The sequence below is a fragment of the Stenotrophomonas sp. STEN056 genome (assembly GCF_056759635.1).
Genome location: NZ_JBRRDL010000009.1, coordinates 17,561 through 34,953, shown reverse-complemented (window position 1 = coordinate 34,953; position 17,393 = coordinate 17,561). Strand labels below are relative to the sequence as shown.

Genomic DNA, 17,393 nt, shown 5'->3' with positions numbered 1-17,393 from the left:
GTCCAGGGAGGCGACGGTGATGAAGAACAGGCAGTGGATTGTCGCTTGCGTGGCCGCGATGGCGGCCCTGAGTTCGTTTGCCGTGGTTGCCGCCAGCGCGCCTGCGCCGGCCGTGCAATCCGAAGCTGCTGGTTGGGCCGATTTCCACGCACCGTTGCGGGAGCGGGCACAGGCGGCCGCCGCCAGCGGCCAGCCGCTGGATCTGTTGGTGGCCTCGCGCTTGATGCTGCCGTCGGAGCTGTCCGCAGCGCAGGCGGCATCGACCACGGCGCAGCAGGGTGCGGTGTGGTTGGAGCAGGCAATACGCCTGGGGAGCGACCAGCCGGTCATTGCCCGCGCCGCGGTAACGCGTTGCCTGGGCGGCGGCAGTTGCGATATTCCCGCGGCGGTTCAGACCTTGCAGACCCGGGAATCGGACGACGTCGTCGCACAGTTGCTGCTGTGGCAGATGCACACAGCCAAGGGCGATGCCGACGCGGCCGCACAGGCGTGGGCACGCGCCACGCAGGCGACGCGTTATGCGGACGATGTTGCCGAAGGCGTAGCGTTGTTGGACCGCGCCACCGGCGGCGTGCGATGGCCGGCATCCCCTGCCGGCGGCGATCAAGCCTTGAGCGTCGATGGTGAGACCAATCGCGCCATTACCGTATTCGCCTTGGTATCGGCATCCTTGATGCCGGGGCTTTCGGACATCTATCGCCAGTGTCCGCCCGACGTCGCCGCCGAGCGGCGTGAGCCGTGCCGCCATCTGTTCACGGTGATGGCCGAGAGTGGGTCGCACATCGCGGCCCTGCTCGGTGTCGGCCGGATGCGTGACCTCAGCGATGATGCGGCAGAACGGGAAAACTGGGAGGCACGCAGGCGTGAGCTGATGTGGCTGTCGCTGCGTTCGGCGGAGCTGCTGTCCGCCGGGTCCAATGATGTGTCGCCACTGAACACCAGCAACCATCTGAAATGGACGGGCGAAATGGGTGAGCTGCCCGCGTTGCGCCGCTTGCTTGCCGACAACAGCGTCGCGGCACAACCACCGGCCGACTGGAAGCCCGCCTGGCCCAGCAAATGAGAGAGCTGGCGCTGCCGTGGGCAACACGGCCTGACGGGACACCATCACATGGCGCGAGTTGCCGCATGCAGGCCCGCAGGTGACAGCCCGGCTGTCCGTCCCTGGTCCTGGGGCCGGATGACGGACAGCATCGCAGGGCCCTGTGGTTCAAGCCATGGAGTTCCATCGGGGGAGCACCCGGTGGCGCAGGATCGGCGGCTTCCTCACTTGATGACTACCTTTGGCAACGCGCCGCGGTGTACGCTGCGGACAGGTTCAGCGGAAACGAGGCGTGCATGAAGACGATCCTGGTAGCCGGCTCCAAGGGCGGTGTCGGCAAGACCACCATCGCCACCCATCTGGCCGCGCATTCGGCGCTGGCCGGCAAGGCAACGGTCATCGCCGATGCCGACCCGCAAGGCTCCAGCACCCGCTGGGCGCAACGCCGTTCCATGCTCGACAGCGCCGTGTTGCCCGTTGACGTGCACCGCAAGAAGAACTGGGAAAAGCTCATCCCCGACGGCGCCGAACAGGTCATCGTCGATGCCCCGGCCGGTGCCTACGCCGAGGACCTGGAGCGCTTCCTCGACCTGGCCGACGCCGTGGTGGTGCCGGTGCTGCCCTCGGCGCTGGACATCGAAGCCATCGTTGGCTTCCTCAACAGTCTGTCCAAGATCAAGCGCGTGCATTCGCGGGCGTTGCCGGTGGGCCTGGTGCTCAACCGCACCAAGCCATGGACGCAGACCTCGCAACAGGCCCGGCAGATGCTGGCGCAATGGCCGTATGAGGTTGTCGCGCAGTTGCGTGACAGCCAGAGTTACGTGGTGATGGTCGGGCTGGGCCGCAGCCTGTTCGACTACCACTCCGCCCAGGTACGCGAGCACCAGCAGGACTGGGACCCGCTACTCAAATGGTTGAACAAGGTCTGACAGGAGTACTACCCACCCATGCGTGAATTGATCTTGCTACGGCATGCCCATGCCGAACCGGCCGACAACGGCCAGGCCGATATCGACCGACCGCTTTCCCCGCACGGGTTGGCCGAGGCCGAAGCCGCCGGGCGTTGGCTGCATGAACAGCGGTTGGTGCCGGACCGCGTACTGTGTTCACCGGCGCGGCGTACCCGCGAGACGCTGGAAGCGGTGCTTGGCCTCACCGGCTATGTGGAACAGCGCCTGGACGAACGCATCTACGACGCCGTGCCCGGTACCCTGGCCGCCCTGGTGGATGAGCATCGCGAAGTGGAGCGGCTGCTCGTGGTGGGCCACAACCCGGGCCTTGAACAACTGGTGGCGCTGATGCACAGCGGCCAGTCCGGTGATTACCGTGGCATGCCGCCGGCATCGGTGGCGGTGCTGTCCTTGCCCATGGAAGCGGCGATCGAGCCCGGCATCGCCCGTTTGGCAGCATTCTGGTGGCCGTAAGCGCATGGCGGCAGTACGGGGGGTGTTGCTGCTGATGGCATGGGCGCTGGCGGGCACGGCATTGGCCGGACCGCCAGTGGCAGTGCCGCAGATTGATACGGCGCGTTCGCAGTTTGGCTTTGAGATACGCACCCGCTTTGGGCAGAAGATCGAGGGCGTGTTCCCACGCTTTGAAGCCCTGGGCACGCAGTTGCCCGATGGCCGCCACCAGATGCGGTTGCGGATGTATGCGCAGTACGTGGAAATCCCCAACAAGCCCCGCTATACCGGATGGATGCGGGGCGAGGATTTTTTCGACGTGGCGCGTTACCCGCTGGTCGAATTCCAGTCCGATCCCTATTCGCCTGAGCTGATCACCCACGGCGGGGCGGTCGAAGGCTGGCTGACCATCCGTGGCATCAGCCGCCGTGAAACACTGCGTCTGGCAGAACCTGAATGTGCAAGGCCCGGCTATGATTGCGACCTTGTCAGCCGAGGTACCGTCCTGCGCGGTCGTTACGGCATGGACAGCTGGCAGATGGCCCTGGGTGATCGAGTGACCTTTATCTTGCGTACGCGTCTTGTTGGCGCCCCTCAACCGTGAACCCGGCGATTCGGCTTTTCCTGCTGCTGGCGATGCTGCTGGCCGGTGGCTGCGCCTCGCTGTCGCCGCAGCAGCGCGAGCGTGCCCAGGGCATCGCGGTATCGGCGCGCTCGACCACGGTGGAATGCACCCAGCCGGACCGTTGCGCGCTGGATTCGCCGCTGCGCGCGCTCGGTGGCCGGGCGATGGCCGAATCCACCGCGCAGGCGCCACGGCACTATGCCACCATCCTGGATGAGGGTGAGCTGTCATTGGTGGCGCGGCTGAACCTGCTGCGCAGCGCCACCCGCAGCATCGACCTGCAGACCTACATCTTCGATACCGACGACAGTGCGCGGCTGGTGATCGACGAACTGCTGGCTGCGGCGCGGCGCGGGGTCAAGGTGCGGGTGCTGATCGACCAGCTTTCGGCGATCTCCGATGTGCAGATGCTGGGCGCGTTGTCCGGAGCGCACGTCAATTTCGAGCTGCGGGTCTACAACCCGGCCTTCGGCAAGGCCAAGCTCAATTACCTGGACTACGCCGGCAGCGTGCTGTGTTGCTTCCGCCGCTTCAACCAGCGCATGCACAACAAGCTGCTGGTGATTGACGACGTGATTGGCGTGGTCGGCGGCCGCAACTACCAGGATGACTATTACGACTGGGACTCGGAATACAACTTCCGCGACCGCGACGTGATACTGGCCGGGCCGGAAGTGCGCGAGATGGCGGCCAACTTCCAGGCGTTCTGGGACGCGCGGCGGAGCGTGCCGGCTGAGCGGCTGAACGATGTCGGCAAAACCCTGTTGCGGGGCGGGGTGCCGGCCATGCCCGACGCCGCGTTCCGCTACCCCGAGCGCATCGCGCGGGTCGATGACGAGGCCTCCGATGCCGGTTTCATCAGCCGTGAATTTGTTGATACGGCATTGCCGGTGGCGTCGGTCAGCTACGTCGCAGACCTGCCCCGCAAGCACCGCAAGGAACGCGAGAAAGCACCGCTCGACGGGCAGCATCTCACCGAGCCGACGCTGGATGCATTGATCGCCTCGGCACAGAGCGAGGTGCTGCTGCAGACCCCGTACCTGGTGTTGTCCAAGCCGGCGCAGAATCTGTTCAAGAACCTGCGCAAGCGCGAAGCGCCGCCGCGGGTGGTGGTTTCCACCAACAGCCTGGCGGCGACCGACAACCCGGTGGTCTATGCGCTGTCCTACAAATACAAACGCCGCAATCTGCGTGAGTTGGGCTTCAACATCTACGAATACAAGCCGTTCCCGCTGGATGCGCCGGTGGATTACGGCAAGCTGGTGCCGGCGCCGCTGGGGGACGTGGCCAAGGGCACCTCGCGCGGCAGCGTGATTGGTGGAAGCGCGGCGGGCAGCAATGTGCGCGGCAGCGGCGCGGGCCGCAGGTCCACACCGGGCGGCAGCGAGGTGGAGCGTGAGGTGCTGCGCACTGAGACCCGGCCCTCGTTCCTGAGCACACGCCCGGCCAACCGGCCGGTGCCGGTGACCCGCGACGGCGCGCGCATGGGCCTGCATGCCAAGTCGCTGGTGGTGGACCGCCGCATCGGCGTGATCGGCACCCACAATTTCGACCCGCGCAGCGAGAACTACAACACTGAAGGCGCGGTGATCATCGACGACCCGGTGTTTGCCGAACAACTGGCGCAGAGCATCCTGCGCGATATCCACCCGGACAACTCCTGGGTGGTGGCGCCGCGGCAGAAGGCACCTGTGTTTTCCGGCCTGAACTACAGCCTGGGCAAGGCCTCCGAGGCACTGCCCGTGCTCGATTTCTGGCCCTGGCGCTACGCCACCAATTATGAGTTCCAGCCGGGCGCGCACTGCCTGACGCCACTGCGCCGGCAGGACCCGCGCTTCCACGAGTGCTACATCGCCGTGGGCGATTTCCCCGAGGTGGACGTTGGCCCCAAATGGCTGCTGGTGCGCATGCTGACAGCCTTCGGCGCCGGCCTGGTCCCCATTCTGTAAACCTTCTTCATTCCCCCGAACAGGTCATGCCCATGTCCCGAGTATTCCGTGAGCCGGTCGATCTACAGCAGGTCAATGCACTCAGCCGTGGCACCTTGATCGACCACCTGGGCATTGTGTTCACCGCCGCCGGTGATGACTGGATCCAGGCCACGATGCCGGTGGATGCGCGCACCCGCCAGCCCTATGGCCTGCTGCATGGCGGTGCCTCGGTGGTGCTGGCCGAAACCCTGGGCAGCAGCGCCGGCAACCTGTGCGTGGACCCGGCAAGCCAGGTCTGCGTGGGGTTGGAGATCAACGCCAATCACCTGCGTGCCGCCCGCGAGGGAGTGGTCACCGGCACCGCCCGCGCGCTGCATGTGGGCCGCACCACCCAGGTCTGGGAAATCCGCATCGAGAATGAAGCCGGCAAGCCGGTATGCATTTCGCGGCTGACCCTGGCGGTCGTGGCGAAGGCGTGAGGGCAGGGCGGTTGTGGGTGTGAGGGTGCAACTGCAGGCGCTGAAAGCACCCCTCCCCAACCCTCCCCTTCGCTCACGCGAAAGGGAGGGGGGATCCTGCGAGGGCTGTCAGATCACAGTGAAAGCTGCTTCTGCTCCCTCCCTTTCGCGTGAGCGAAGGGGGAGGGTTGGGGAGGGGTAGCGCGCGTGAGCGCATTGTTGAAGTAATTGCGATCAGTGACGGCTTTGTGCATTGCCGCACCGTCACCATGACGGCGTACGTGTGGCTTGCCACTGCGCTCAACTCACCAGCACGCCTCCCTCGCTCCTGGCCTTTACCCAGTTGGCCAGCGCCGCAGCGGGCAGGGGCGGGGTGAAGTGGAAACCCTGTGCGATGTGATAGCCCTGGATGCCCAGCAACTGCAGCTGTTCACTGTTTTCCACGCCTTCGGCCACCACTTTCAACTGCAGGCTGTGGCCGATGTGGGCGATGGCCTGGGTCAGGGTGCTGGCCACGGTGTCGTGGGCGATGTCATGGACAAAGCTGCGGTCGAGTTTGAGTTCACTGATCGGCAACTGGCGCAGATAGCTCAGGCTGGAATAGCCGGTGCCAAAGTCGTCCATCGACAGCCGCACGCCCAGCGCATGCACCTTGTGCAGCGTGCGCAAGGTGGTGGGGTCGGCGTCGAGCAGGACGTTCTCGGTGATCTCCAGGGTGAGGTCCGAGGCCTTGAGGGATTCCTCGCGCAGGATCTGCCAGATGGTGTCCGGCAGCGCCGGGTTGTGGAAATTGGTGGGTGACAGGTTCACCGAGACCGACGGCACCGCCAGGCCTTCGTGGCGCCAGCAACGCAGTTGATGACAGGCCTGCTTCAGGGCCCATTGGCCAAGCTGCCCGATCAGCCCGGTTTCCTCGGCCAGTGGGATGAAACGAGCCGGCGACACCTCACCCAGCCGGGCGTGGTTCCAGCGGGCGAGGGCTTCAACGCTGTGCAGGCGTCCACTGCCGATATCGATCTGCGGCTGGTAATGCAGTTGCAGCTGCTCCTGGTCCAGGGCTTCGCGCAGTGCTGTCTCCAGTCCCAATCGTTCCTGCGCGCTGCGGTCCATCTCGCTGCTGTAGAAGCGCGCATGGCTGCGGCCGCTGTGCTTGGCCTGGTACATGGCCATGTCGGCATGGTGCAGCAGGCTTTCCATGTCCGAGCCATCGTTGGGAAACACGCTGATGCCGATGCTCGCCGAAGGCCGTATCTCCACCTCGCCCAGCTGCAGCGGTTGCCCCAGTGCGCGCAGGATGCGTTCGCTGCGCTCGCCGGCGGTCTGCCCGTCACAGGGGTTGAACACCACCACGAACTCATCGCCGGACAGCCGCCCGACGATATCCATCGGCCCGGTCTCCTGCTGCAGCCGCCGCGCCACGGTGCGCAGCAGTTCGTCGCCGCCGGGGTGGCCAAAGGAGTCGTTGACCTGCTTGAAGCGGTCCAGGTCGATGAACAGCATCGCCAGCGAATCGTTCCGGTGCGCGGCGGCAGAGATCGCCGTGTCGGCCTGCGCATGCAGCAGGCTGCGGTTGGGCAGGCCGGTGAGGTCGTCGTAGAAGGCCAGCCGACGGATGCGGTTGCGGGCTTCCTCGCGCTCCAGTGCCAGCGCGCACAGGTGCACGATCACCTCCACCAGGCGGCGGTGGAAGGTGTCCGGGTCGTGCGGCTGCCGGTAATAGAAAGCGAATGTGCCCAGCACGCGGCCATCGCTGGCCTTGATCGGCGTGGACCAGCATGCGGCCAGCCCGTGTTCCAGTGCGAAATGGCTCAGGCCTTTCCAGTTCGGGTCGGTGGCGATATCACGCGCCAGCACGGGTTCCCCGCTGTAGGCCGCGCTGCCGCAGCTGCCGCAGTGCGGGCCGATCAAGATGCCATCCACCAGGCGGTTGTAGGCATCGGGAAGGCTGGGCGCGGCCAGGGTGCGCAGCTTGCCGTCCTCAAGGCGCAGCATCGAGCACAGCACCTGCGGCGCGATGTGTTCCACTTCCAGGCACATCTGCTGCATCAATTCGACGATGGGCACCTCGCGCACCATTGCATCGAGCATCTTGTGCTGCAGCACCTCATGCACCTTGGTGCGGGTGATGTCCATCAGCACGATGACCAGGTTCACCAGCGCGCCGTAGTCGTCGAAGATCGGGTTGGTACTGACCGAACACCATAGCGGCTGGCCATTCTTGCGGTACACGCGCTCGTCGGCCTGGACGGGCCGCCCGGCGCCCAGCCGCGAGGCATAGGAGGCGATGTGTGCGGACGAGTAACCCTCCGGTGCCAGCAGGGCCGGAACATAGCGGCCCAGTGCCTCGGCATCGACAAAGCCGAACAGGCGCCGGAAACCCTTGTTCAAATGCACGATGCGGCCCTTGCCGTCGGTGATCAGCACCGCGCTCTGGGTTTCGTCAAAGCCCAGTGACAGCAAGCGCTCGCGGGCCTGGGTCATGCGCCGCGCGGTGACATCGGTGACCAGCGCCATGCGGATGTCGCGGCCATCACTGTGGATCTGCGAGAGGGCCACGCTGATCCAGCAATGGCTGCCGTCCTTGCGGACCAGCTGGATGTCGTGCGGCATCTGCGCCAGTTCCTGCACCCGGTTGCTGTCACCGGGGTAGATGCGCGTGTCGTAACGCTCGCGCATGGGCAGCGGCGCCAGCACGCCAAGGTTCTGGCCCAGCACCTCCTTGCGCGACCAGCCGGAGATCGCCTCCATGGCGTGGTTGAAGTACACGATGCTGTTGCTCTCGTCGAACAGGATCACCCCGTTGCCGATCTGCTCCAGCGCCGTGGAAAAGAACTGCAGCATGTCTTCGGTCGAGGACAACAGCTGCCGGTCCATCGTTCGCCCCCTTGGCTTTGATCTTCGCTTTTACACCTTATTGCGTCCCTGCGGCGTGCAATGTGTGGCCCGGGCCCGGATTCAAGCGCCGCCAGTGTGGCCCCGAACCGCAGAGCGTGCGCGGCCGTACGTTTGAACGGACGGGCGCAGCGGTGGCCCGGCAGGTTGCCGCGCTGGCGGAAGCCCGACCCCATCCGGTATCGTTCGCGGATGACTTCCCCCCCTCCCGCCCGCCAGGGCGGTGTGGCTCGCGTGTTCCGTTACCTGTACCGCGTCCCGCTGCTGCTGGTGCACATTGTCCTGTTCCTGCCGCTGATTCTGCTGCTGATGCTGCCGCCGTTCGGGCGCATGGGTGGCCCTGCCGATCCCCTGGAGCACCGGGTGGTGCGCTGGTGGTCGGGCTGCCTGATGTGGATCTTCGGCTTCCGCCTGCACCGTTACGGCCAGCCGTTGCCGGGGGCGGTGTTGTTCGTGGCCAACCACGTGGGCTGGGTGGACATCAGCATGGTCCACAGCCAGCAGATGGTGGGCTTCGTGGCCAAGCGCGAGATCGCCCACTGGCCGGTGGTTGGCTGGGTCGCCAGCCGTGGCCACACCATTTACCACCAGCGCGGCAATACCGAGTCGCTGGGTGGGGTGATGGAAGAAATGGTCAAGCGCCTGCAGGAGCAGCGCCCGGTGGCGGTGTTCCCGGAAGGCCGCACCCGCGGGGGCACGGAAGTCGGGCCGTTCCACGCGCGCATCTTCCAGGCCGCGGTTGAAGCCAATGTGCCGGTGCAGCCGGTCGCCCTGCGCTACGGCGAGCGTGGCGATGCACAGACCGTGGTCGCGTTCGCGCCCGGGGAGAGCTTCGCGGGCAACTTCCTGCGGCTGCTGGGCGAAGCGCCGCGCCGCGCCGAAGTGCATTTCCTGGAGCCGATCAGCGGTGCTGATCTGGAAGGCCGCCGCCGCATCGCGGAAACCGCGCGTGCGCGTATCGTGGCGGTGATGGAAGGGCCATAAGGATGGCGATGGCCCACGTCGCGTTCTGTCGCAGCGGCGCTGCATGAACGCCGTGCTGGATGCCGCCGGGTACCAGCCGCCGCGGTGGCTGCGCAATCCACATCTGCAGTCGATGCTGGCTTCCAGCCGGGTACGGCTGCGCCGTGGCCAGCAACTGCTTGCCTCGACCGGGGCGCTGACCACCGAGCTGATGCTCGACGGTGGAGATGGCGTGCGATTGCAGGCCTGGCACAGCCGCCTGCCGGGTGCCGCGCCGCTGGGGATGGCCCTGCTGCTGCATGGCTGGGAGGGCAGTGCCGAGTCCAGCTACATGCGCATGACCGCCGCGCGCATGCTGCAGAGTGGTTTTGATGTGGTGCGGCTGAACTTCCGCGACCACGGCAATACCCATCACCTGAACCCCGGCATCTTCCATTCCTGCCGTATCGAGGAAGTGGTCAATGCGGCCGGCGACATCGCCGCACGTTTCCCGCAGTTGCCGCTGGTGGCCGCCGGATATTCGCTGGGGGGAAATTTCGTCCTGCGGCTGGCCCTGCATGCACCGGCGGCGGGCGTGCCGGTGCAGCATGTGGCTTCGGTCTGCCCGGTGCTGGACCCGGCCGTGACGATGGACAGCATCGAGCGCGGGCCGGTGATGTACGACTGGTATTTCCGTCGCAAGTGGACCAGTTCACTGCGGCGCAAGCGCACCTTGTTCCCCGAGCTGGCCGATTGCGACGACACCGTGCTCAAGCTCGACATCCGCGCGCTGACCGGCTGGCTGGTGGACCGGCATACCGACTTTGCCTCGCTGCAGGATTACTTCGACGGCTATTCCATTGCCGGGCAGAAACTGGCCGCGCTGCAGGTGCCGGCCGACATCCTGATGGCGCAGGATGATCCGGTGATTCCCTTTGCCACGTTCGACCAATGGCAGTTGCCGTTGCACGCGCGCCTGCAGATCGCCCGTTGGGGCGGCCACTGCGGTTTCATCGAGAACCTGCGTGGCGATGGCTTCTCCGAGCGCTGGGTGGCGCAGCAACTGGTGGCGGCCGTCCAACGCTGAACCGTGTGCCGCGGGTATGGCCGCTACAATGTGGTTTTTGCGCTCAACGCTGGACCACCATGCAAGACAAGATCATTGAAGCCCTGCGCCGCACCGCCACCGATGAGGGCGTGGCCCTGGCCCGTGAGTGGGCCACCGCCGAACCGCAACAGGCCCAGGCCCACCGCTGGTTGGCACTGGCGCTGCAGCAACAGGGCCAACTGGCCGAGGCGCAGGCCAGCCTGGAGCAGGCCCTGGCCCTGGCACCGGACGATGCCGCCCTGCACCTGCAGCAGGCGGGCCTGTTGCTGGCCCTGCGCCAGATTGACGCCGCCGGTGAAGCGCTGGAGCGCAGCACCACGCTCAACCCCAATGAATTCTCCGCCTATCTGATGCAGGCGCATCTGGCGCTGGCCCGCGATGACGCCGACGAAGCCGACCGACTGGCCCGCATGGCCGCGCGCGTGGATCCGGACAGCCCCGAGCTGGCCGGCATCCAGGGCATGGTCGCGCTGCGTCGTGGCGACGTGGACCGCGCGCTGAGCGTGCTGTCGGCCGCCAGCCAGCAGTTGCCCAATGACCCGCGCCTGCTGCACGCACTGGGCTTTGCCTACCTGGGCAAGGACATGCTGGCCTTCGCCGAACAGGCGTTCCGCCGCGTGCTCGAACTCAGCCCGGGCACGCAGGCCCTGCGCGGCCTGCTGGTGCAGCTGGCGCTGCGCCAGGGCCATGTGGACCGCGCCGCCGAGGTGATGCGCGAGGTGGTGAGCAATGAAGGCGGCGACAGCCCCGGCATGCGCCGCCTGGCCGGCGAGCTGGAACTGGCCTCGGGCCAGCCGCTGCAGGCGCTGGAGCAACTGCGTCCGCTGCTGGCCCAGTTGCCGGGTGACCGCGCCACGCTGCAGATGTTGCTGATGGCATGGCAGCGCCTGGGCCGCGACGAAGAAGCGCGTACTGATCTGGAAGCTGCGCTGCAGGAAAACACCCAGCTGCACGACCTGTGGCTGGCACGCCTGGCTGTCGCGCCGGTCGGCAGCGACGAAGCCGTGGACGTGGTCGATCGCTGGCTGGCCGCCATGCCCGAGCATCTGCCGGCACTGGAAGCCCGCATGAGCCTGCACGACATGAGCGAGCAGGCCGATGCCGCCGAAGCCATCGCGCGTCGCATCATCGCCCTGGAGCCGGGCCGCGTCAGTGGCGAGCAACGCATTGTCGAAGCCCTGCTGGTGCGCGAACCCGCCGCCGCAGTGGCGCATGTGCAGGCCTTGCTGGACAACGCCCCGGAAAGCGCCCAGCCGGCGCTGCGCACCTGGCTGGGCAGCGTGCAGGACCGCGCCGATGATCCGGCCGCGGCACTGGCGACCTGGATGAGCGTGCATGAAGCCCAGGCGCCGACACGCCTGCCGCTGCCGCCGCAGGCCAAGGCCCCCGGCGAGTGGCCGGCATTGGGTGAAGTGAGCGAAGGCAACGCAACCCGCCCGATGTTTGTCTGGGGCGCACCGGGTTCGGGCGTGGAACGCGTGGTGGCGGTGATGGATGCGGGTAGCCGCGTACTGCGTGGCGACCGTTTCGGGCCGACGCCGCCCAACGATGGCTTCCAGAATTTCTTCACCCTGCAGCGCCTGGCCACCGACGCGCTGAGCCCCGAACAACTGGTGCAGCAGTGGCGCGAACAACTGCCGTCGCGCGGCATCGAAGACGGCAACATCATCGACTGGCTGCTGTGGTGGGACAACGCACTGCTGTGGGCATTGCGCCCGCAGTTGCCCGAAGGCCGCCTGGTTGTTGTCCTGCGCGACCCGCGCGACATGCTTGTGGAGTGGCTGGCGCTGGGCGCACCGGCACCGCTGGCGCTGACGTCCTCCGGTGAGGCGGCGCAATGGCTGGCGCGGTCGCTGGAGCAGGTGGCCGAGCTGCACGAGCAGGATCTGTACGCGCACCTGTTGATCCACACCGACGAGGCGGTCAACGACCCCGCCGCGATGGGCGCGTTGCTGGAACAGGCCTTTGGCCTGCGTTTCCCGCCGGTGCGCAGCCTCGGGCCGGGCACCATCGCGGCTGGCCATTGGCGCAAGTACGCGCAGGTGCTGTCGGCCGAGTTCGCACGCCTGACCCCGGTTGCGGTGCGTCTGGGCTATCCCGAAGTCTGAGCGGAGGAATGACGATGAAACTGGACAGCCAGAGCTTCCACAACACCCAGCCGATCCCGGCCACGTTTGCCGCCGGCGATGCCAACGGCTTTGCCGGCAACCGCAACCCGCAACTGGCCTGGAGCGAGGTGCCTGAAGGCACCCGTTCCTTTGCATTGCTGTGCGTGGACCCGGACGTGCCCACCGTGCCGGAGCTGGTCGGTCGGGACGATGTGACCATTCCGCTGGACCAGGTGCGCGGTGACTTCGTGCATTGGGTGATGGTGGATATCCCGGCGGACGTGCGCGAAATTGCCGCTGGCAGCTGCAGCGAGGGTTTCACGGTGAAGGGCAAGCAGCAGCCGGCCGGGCCGGCCGGCGCGCGTCAGGGCATCAACGACTACACCGGCTGGTTTGCCGGCAACGCGGAGATGGCCGGCAGTTACTACGGCTATGACGGCCCGTACCCGCCGTTCAACGACGAGCGTCTGCACCGCTATTTCTTCCGCGTGTTCGCGCTGGACGTGGCAACGCTGCCGGTGGCCGGGGCGTTCACCGCTGCCGAGGTATACCGCGCCATGCAGGGCCATGTGCTGGCCGAAGCCACTTTCCACGGCACGTATACGCTCAATCCTGCATTGGCGTAACGGTGGGTGGTTTGGGTGGGGGGCTTTTCCCCTCTCCCCAACCCCCGCTTCGCGCCCCTCTCCCCAACCCCTCTCCCGCGAGGGGAGAGGGGCTTTGAAGCTGCAACTGCAGGCAGTGCTTCAACTTGCCGTAAAGCCATAGCCCCTCTCCCCTCGCGGGAGAGGGGTTGGGGAGAGGGGGGGGAGAGCTTCCAGCGCCCCAATCCCTGAAAACAAACAAGGGCGCCTCGCGGCGCCCTTGTTCGTATTGCTTGGCCAGCGGGAATTACTTCACCAGTTCCGAGCTGACCACCATGTCCAGCACATAGGCCACCGAAGAGGCATCGGCCGGCGGATTCTTGACCTGGTAGCGCTTCAGGCGCAGCACGTTGCGCACGCCCGGCTCGTGGGTGTAGCCCTCGATGTTGCCGTAGAAGTTTTCATACGCGCCGCGCTTGCCCTGTTCCAGGCCCTTGTCGTCGTACTTCACTTCGCGCACCTGCATGCACTGGTAGTCCTTCATCAGCGGGTGCGAGCAGGGCTTGGTCTGGGCATCGATTTCCATGAACACCTGCTCGCCTGCGCCGCCGTAACGGGTTTCTGCGGTCGGCTCACCACGGAAGGTCAGCACGTCGCCGCTGGCCGTTGCCAGGACCAGGGTCGAAGCGTCCAGCGAGCGCACCGTCAGCGTGCCCTCCAGGCGCTCGCCAACCAGCTTGTCCAGTTCCATCAGGCCCGGTTCCGCGCAGGCCTTCATGGTGGATGCCAGGTTGCCCACGGTCAGGGCGTCACCGGCCAGTGTGTAGCCGCCGCCGATGTGGTTGCAGGTGTTGCTGGCACTTACCCGGCCGTCCATGAAGTCCAGCGTGACCGGCTTGTCGGCACGCACGAACAGCCCGTCGATACGCTTGCCGCTGGCGTCCACGGCGTTGTCCAGCAGCCAGTGGTTCGCGCCCAGCTGGCTGGCGTCGATGGCCGCAGCAGCCGTTGCAGGTGCGGTGGTCCCGGCCGGCGTGGTGGTTTCCGGCTTGGTGCCGTTGGACGGGTTGCTGCAGGCCACCATCATGGCGAACGGCAGGGACAAGAGCAGGATGCGCTTCATGTTCAACTCCTTTGGAGCATGGGTAGGTTCAGGACGACAAACGGATCAGTCACGTGGCCGGGGTTGCGTTTGTCGTTACGCATTCAGTTTCCAGCAGGCAAAAACAGCAGCAGGCCGATGCCCAGCGCGATGCGGTATAGCGCAAAGCCTGTGAAGGGCCGGCGTTTGATATACCCCATCAGCCACTTCACCACCACGAAGCCGGTGGCCACGGCGGCGGCAAAGGCCACGCCGACATCGGTCCAGTTTTCGCTGGCCAGTTTCCCGTCCTTGGCAAGTTCCAGGAACGCGTAGCCACTGGCGGCGAACATGGTGGGAATGCCGACCAGGAACACGAACTCGGCCGCGGCGGCGCGGCGCGTCAGGCCCAGCAGCATGGCCAGGAAGATGGCCGCCGCCGAGCGCGAGGTGCCGGGGAACACACCGGCAATCACCTGGGCCAGGCCCACGGCGACAGCAACCTTCCAGGTGACAGTGTCACGGTCGGGCATGCGCGAGGCGAAATGTTCGGCGACCAGCATCCAGGCACCGCCGATCACCAGCGCCCAGGCCACCGGGGTGACGGTTTCCGGCAACTCCCAGCCGGCCAGGCGCACCGGCAGGCCGACCAGGGCGGTGACCAGGAAGGCCACGCCCAGTTTCATGACGTAGTCGCGGTTCTCGCGCTCGCCCAGCCCGGTGGCCAGTGACCACAGGCGCTGCCGCAGGGCCAGGGTCACGGCAAGAATGGCGCCGGCCTGGATCACGATGTTGAAGAAGTCCGAGCGCGCGCCCAGCCAGTGCTGGGCAACCAGCAGATGGCCGGTGCTGGAGACGGGGAGAAATTCGGTGAGGCCTTCAAGAATGCCCAGCAACAGGGCGGAAATCAGGTCGGACATGGAAAGGAATGTGGTGAAAGGCCGGCACAGCATAATTCATTCAACCCAATGCACCGATGTGGTGCAAATCGACGCATTTGCACCAAAGTGATGCATTGAGAGGGTGCGAGCCTCACTGCATCATCAATAAAAACAAGAGCTTGCGGCTGCCATGACGTTGGCACACAAGTTGCTGTATCCCACGTACACCATCATCCACCCGAGGTTCCACCCCGATGTCCCTGGAAAACGTTGAGAAGCTGATCAAGGACAACCAGATCGAGTTCATCGACCTGCGTTTCGTCGACATGCGTGGCATCGAGCAGCACGTGACCTTCCCGGTCTCGATCATCGAGCCGTCGCTGTTCGAGGAAGGCAAGATGTTCGACGGCAGCTCGATCGCCGGCTGGAAGGGCATTGCCGAGTCGGACATGGTGCTGATGCCGGATGCCGACAGCGCCTACGTCGATCCGTTCTACGCCGACCCGACCCTGGTGCTGACCTGCGACGTGCTCGACCCGGCCACCATGCAGGGCTACGGCCGCTGCCCGCGCGGCATCGCCAAGCGCGCCGAGTCGTACCTGAAGTCTTCGGGCATCGCCGACCTGGCGTTCTTCGGGCCCGAGCCGGAATTCTTCATCTTCGATTCGATCCAGTTCGCCAACGACATGGGCCACACCTTCTTCAAGATCAACTCCGAAGAAGGCGCCTGGAACACCGGCAAGAGCTACGAAGGCACCAACACCGGCTACCGTCCGACCGTGAAGGGTGGTTACTTCCCGGTGCCGCCGACCGACGCGCTGCACGACATCCGCGCCGAGATGTGCAAGGTGCTGGAAAAGGTGGGCATCGAAGTCGAAGTACACCACCACGAAGTGGCCAATGCCGGCCAGTGCGAGATCGGCGCCAAGTTCAACACGCTGGTGACCAAGGCTGACGAGCTGCAGCGCATGAAGCACGTCATCAAGAACGTGGCCCACCGCAACGGCAAGACCGTCACCTTCATGCCCAAGCCGCTGGTCGGCGACAACGGCAGCGGCATGCACGTGCACCAGTCGCTGGCCAAGGGCGGCGCCAACCTGTTCTCCGGCGATGGCTACGGCGGCCTGAGCCAGATGGCGCTGTGGTACATCGGCGGCATCTTCAAGCACGCCCGTGCGATCAATGCCTTCACCAATGCCGGCACCAACAGCTACAAGCGCCTGGTGCCGGGTTTTGAAGCGCCGGTGATGCTGGCCTATTCGGCCCGCAACCGTTCGGCTTCGTGCCGCATTCCGTGGGTGTCCAACCCGAAGGCGCGCCGCATTGAAATGCGTTTCCCAGATCCGATCCAGTCCGGCTACCTGACCTTCACCGCGCTGATGATGGCCGGCCTGGACGGCATCAAGAACCAGATCGACCCGGGCGCACCGAGCGACAAGGACCTGTACGACCTGCCGCCGGAAGAAGAGAAGCTGATCCCGCAGGTGTGTTCCTCGCTGGACCAGGCGCTGGAAGCACTGGACAAGGACCGCGAGTTCCTCAAGGCCGGCGGCGTGATGAGCGACGACTTCATCGATGCCTACATCACCTTGAAGATGAAGGAAGTCACCGCGTTCCGCGCCGCGACGCATCCGCTGGAATATCAGCTGTATTACGCAAGCTGAGTCCAGAGGGCGATGGCGAAGGGCTCCCTCCCACCTTCGTCATCGCCGCTGTTGTCGTGGCTGGGGAGCCACGACAACGGTCCTGGGCAACACGCAGGGCAACACCCCAGGGCAAGAGAAGCCGCACGCGCGTCATGGGCCATGGTTCCCTCCCGCGTCACTGCTGCCACCGCCGTTGGAGGCGACGGCAACAGTCTGGTTCATGACACGTCCGGCGCAACAACCAGCGGCCGTACCACGGCCGGTGGACGACACGATTCCGGCCCGCAGCCTGGGGCCGGCCTTCTCCACATCGGGACATGCGCATGAAACTGATCTCCGCCATCATCCGGCCGTTCAAGCTGGACGACGTACGTGAAGCACTGGGCGCTGCCGGCGTTTCGGGCATCACGGTGACTGAAGTAAAGGGTTTCGGGCGCCAGAAGGGACACACCGAGCTGTATCGCGGCGCCGAGTACGTCGTCGATTTCCTGCCCAAGATCCGCATTGAAACCGCTGTCACCGACGACAACGTGGATGCGGTGATCGAAACGCTGCAGGCCGCTGCCGGCACCGGAAAAATCGGCGACGGCAAGATCTTCGTCACCCCGCTTGAGCAGGTGGTGCGCATCCGCACCGGCGAAACAGGCGCTGACGCGCTCTAAGCATCCGCACACGTTCCTGCTGCGTTCGAC

Annotated in this window: 15 protein-coding genes; 12 read left to right on the top strand and 3 right to left on the bottom strand. The window is 65.8% G+C overall.

Translation table 11 applies throughout. The features are described from left to right. Positions 1-19 precede the first annotated feature (19 nt). The 6 genes from ACVOLO_RS07310 (at position 20) to ACVOLO_RS07285 (ending at position 5,480) form a co-directional block, all read left to right on the top strand. Positions 20-1,063: a hypothetical protein gene (locus tag ACVOLO_RS07310; protein ID WP_481569591.1), complete on the top strand. Its 1,044-nt coding sequence runs from the start codon at positions 20-22 to the stop codon at positions 1,061-1,063. 275 nt (positions 1,064-1,338) lie between these two features. Beyond that, positions 1,339-1,971 carry a nucleotide-binding protein gene (locus ACVOLO_RS07305; RefSeq protein ID WP_481569590.1) on the top strand — a complete coding sequence of 211 codons (633 nt, stop codon included), beginning with the start codon at positions 1,339-1,341 and terminating at the stop codon, positions 1,969-1,971. A gap of 18 nt (positions 1,972-1,989) precedes the next feature. Then, positions 1,990-2,466, top strand: a complete 477-nt coding sequence (locus tag ACVOLO_RS07300; RefSeq protein WP_481569589.1) for a SixA phosphatase family protein — start codon at positions 1,990-1,992, stop codon at positions 2,464-2,466. A gap of 4 nt (positions 2,467-2,470) precedes the next feature. Further along, entirely contained in the window at positions 2,471-3,049 is a 579-nt protein-coding gene (locus ACVOLO_RS07295; RefSeq protein WP_481569588.1) for a YceI family protein, read from the top strand. Beyond that, the gene (locus tag ACVOLO_RS07290) at positions 3,046-5,019 is read left to right on the top strand and encodes a phospholipase D family protein (RefSeq protein WP_481569587.1); all 1,974 of its coding nucleotides are present in this window, start codon (positions 3,046-3,048) and stop codon (positions 5,017-5,019) included. The genes ACVOLO_RS07295 and ACVOLO_RS07290 overlap by 4 nt, the downstream gene beginning before the upstream one ends. Before the next feature lie 32 nt (positions 5,020-5,051). Next, positions 5,052-5,480 (top strand): hotdog fold thioesterase, encoded by a 429-nt coding sequence (locus ACVOLO_RS07285; protein WP_481569586.1) that lies wholly within the window; start codon positions 5,052-5,054, stop codon positions 5,478-5,480. Between the two features lie 279 nt (positions 5,481-5,759). Here ACVOLO_RS07285 and ACVOLO_RS07280 read toward each other — a convergent pair whose 3' ends face one another. Then, on the bottom strand, positions 5,760-8,333 hold the full coding sequence (locus ACVOLO_RS07280; RefSeq protein WP_481569585.1) for an EAL domain-containing protein: 2,574 nt from the start codon (positions 8,331-8,333) through the stop codon (positions 5,760-5,762). A gap of 210 nt (positions 8,334-8,543) precedes the next feature. Between ACVOLO_RS07280 and ACVOLO_RS07275 the strand changes: the two genes are divergently transcribed. The 4 genes from ACVOLO_RS07275 to ACVOLO_RS07260 are packed head-to-tail and all read left to right on the top strand — an operon-like array spanning position 8,544 to position 13,135. Beyond that, positions 8,544-9,335 (top strand): lysophospholipid acyltransferase family protein, encoded by a 792-nt coding sequence (locus ACVOLO_RS07275; RefSeq protein WP_481569584.1) that lies wholly within the window; start codon positions 8,544-8,546, stop codon positions 9,333-9,335. A 55-nt stretch (positions 9,336-9,390) separates the two neighbouring features. Then, positions 9,391-10,380, top strand: a complete 990-nt coding sequence (locus ACVOLO_RS07270) for a YheT family hydrolase (RefSeq protein WP_481569643.1) — start codon at positions 9,391-9,393, stop codon at positions 10,378-10,380. Between the two features lie 59 nt (positions 10,381-10,439). After that, complete coding sequence (locus ACVOLO_RS07265; RefSeq protein ID WP_481569583.1) at positions 10,440-12,509, top strand: tetratricopeptide repeat protein; 2,070 nt, start codon at positions 10,440-10,442, stop codon at positions 12,507-12,509. Between the two features lie 14 nt (positions 12,510-12,523). Further along, on the top strand, positions 12,524-13,135 hold the full coding sequence (locus ACVOLO_RS07260; protein ID WP_481569582.1) for a YbhB/YbcL family Raf kinase inhibitor-like protein: 612 nt from the start codon (positions 12,524-12,526) through the stop codon (positions 13,133-13,135). Positions 13,136-13,400: 265 nt separating this feature from the next. Here ACVOLO_RS07260 and ACVOLO_RS07255 read toward each other — a convergent pair whose 3' ends face one another. Both ACVOLO_RS07255 and ACVOLO_RS07250 read right to left on the bottom strand, forming a co-directional pair. After that, a complete protein-coding gene (locus tag ACVOLO_RS07255; protein ID WP_481569581.1) occupies positions 13,401-14,216 on the bottom strand; it encodes a DUF4377 domain-containing protein in 816 nt (271 codons plus the stop codon). A gap of 83 nt (positions 14,217-14,299) precedes the next feature. After that, a complete protein-coding gene (locus ACVOLO_RS07250; RefSeq protein ID WP_481569580.1) occupies positions 14,300-15,094 on the bottom strand; it encodes an undecaprenyl-diphosphate phosphatase in 795 nt (264 codons plus the stop codon). A gap of 215 nt (positions 15,095-15,309) precedes the next feature. Between ACVOLO_RS07250 and glnA the strand changes: the two genes are divergently transcribed. Beyond that, a complete protein-coding gene (glnA, locus tag ACVOLO_RS07245; RefSeq protein ID WP_481569579.1) occupies positions 15,310-16,719 on the top strand; it encodes a type I glutamate--ammonia ligase in 1,410 nt (469 codons plus the stop codon). Positions 16,720-17,024: 305 nt separating this feature from the next. Then, complete coding sequence (locus ACVOLO_RS07240) at positions 17,025-17,363, top strand: P-II family nitrogen regulator (RefSeq protein WP_481569578.1); 339 nt, start codon at positions 17,025-17,027, stop codon at positions 17,361-17,363. The last annotated feature ends 30 nt before the right edge of the window (positions 17,364-17,393 follow it).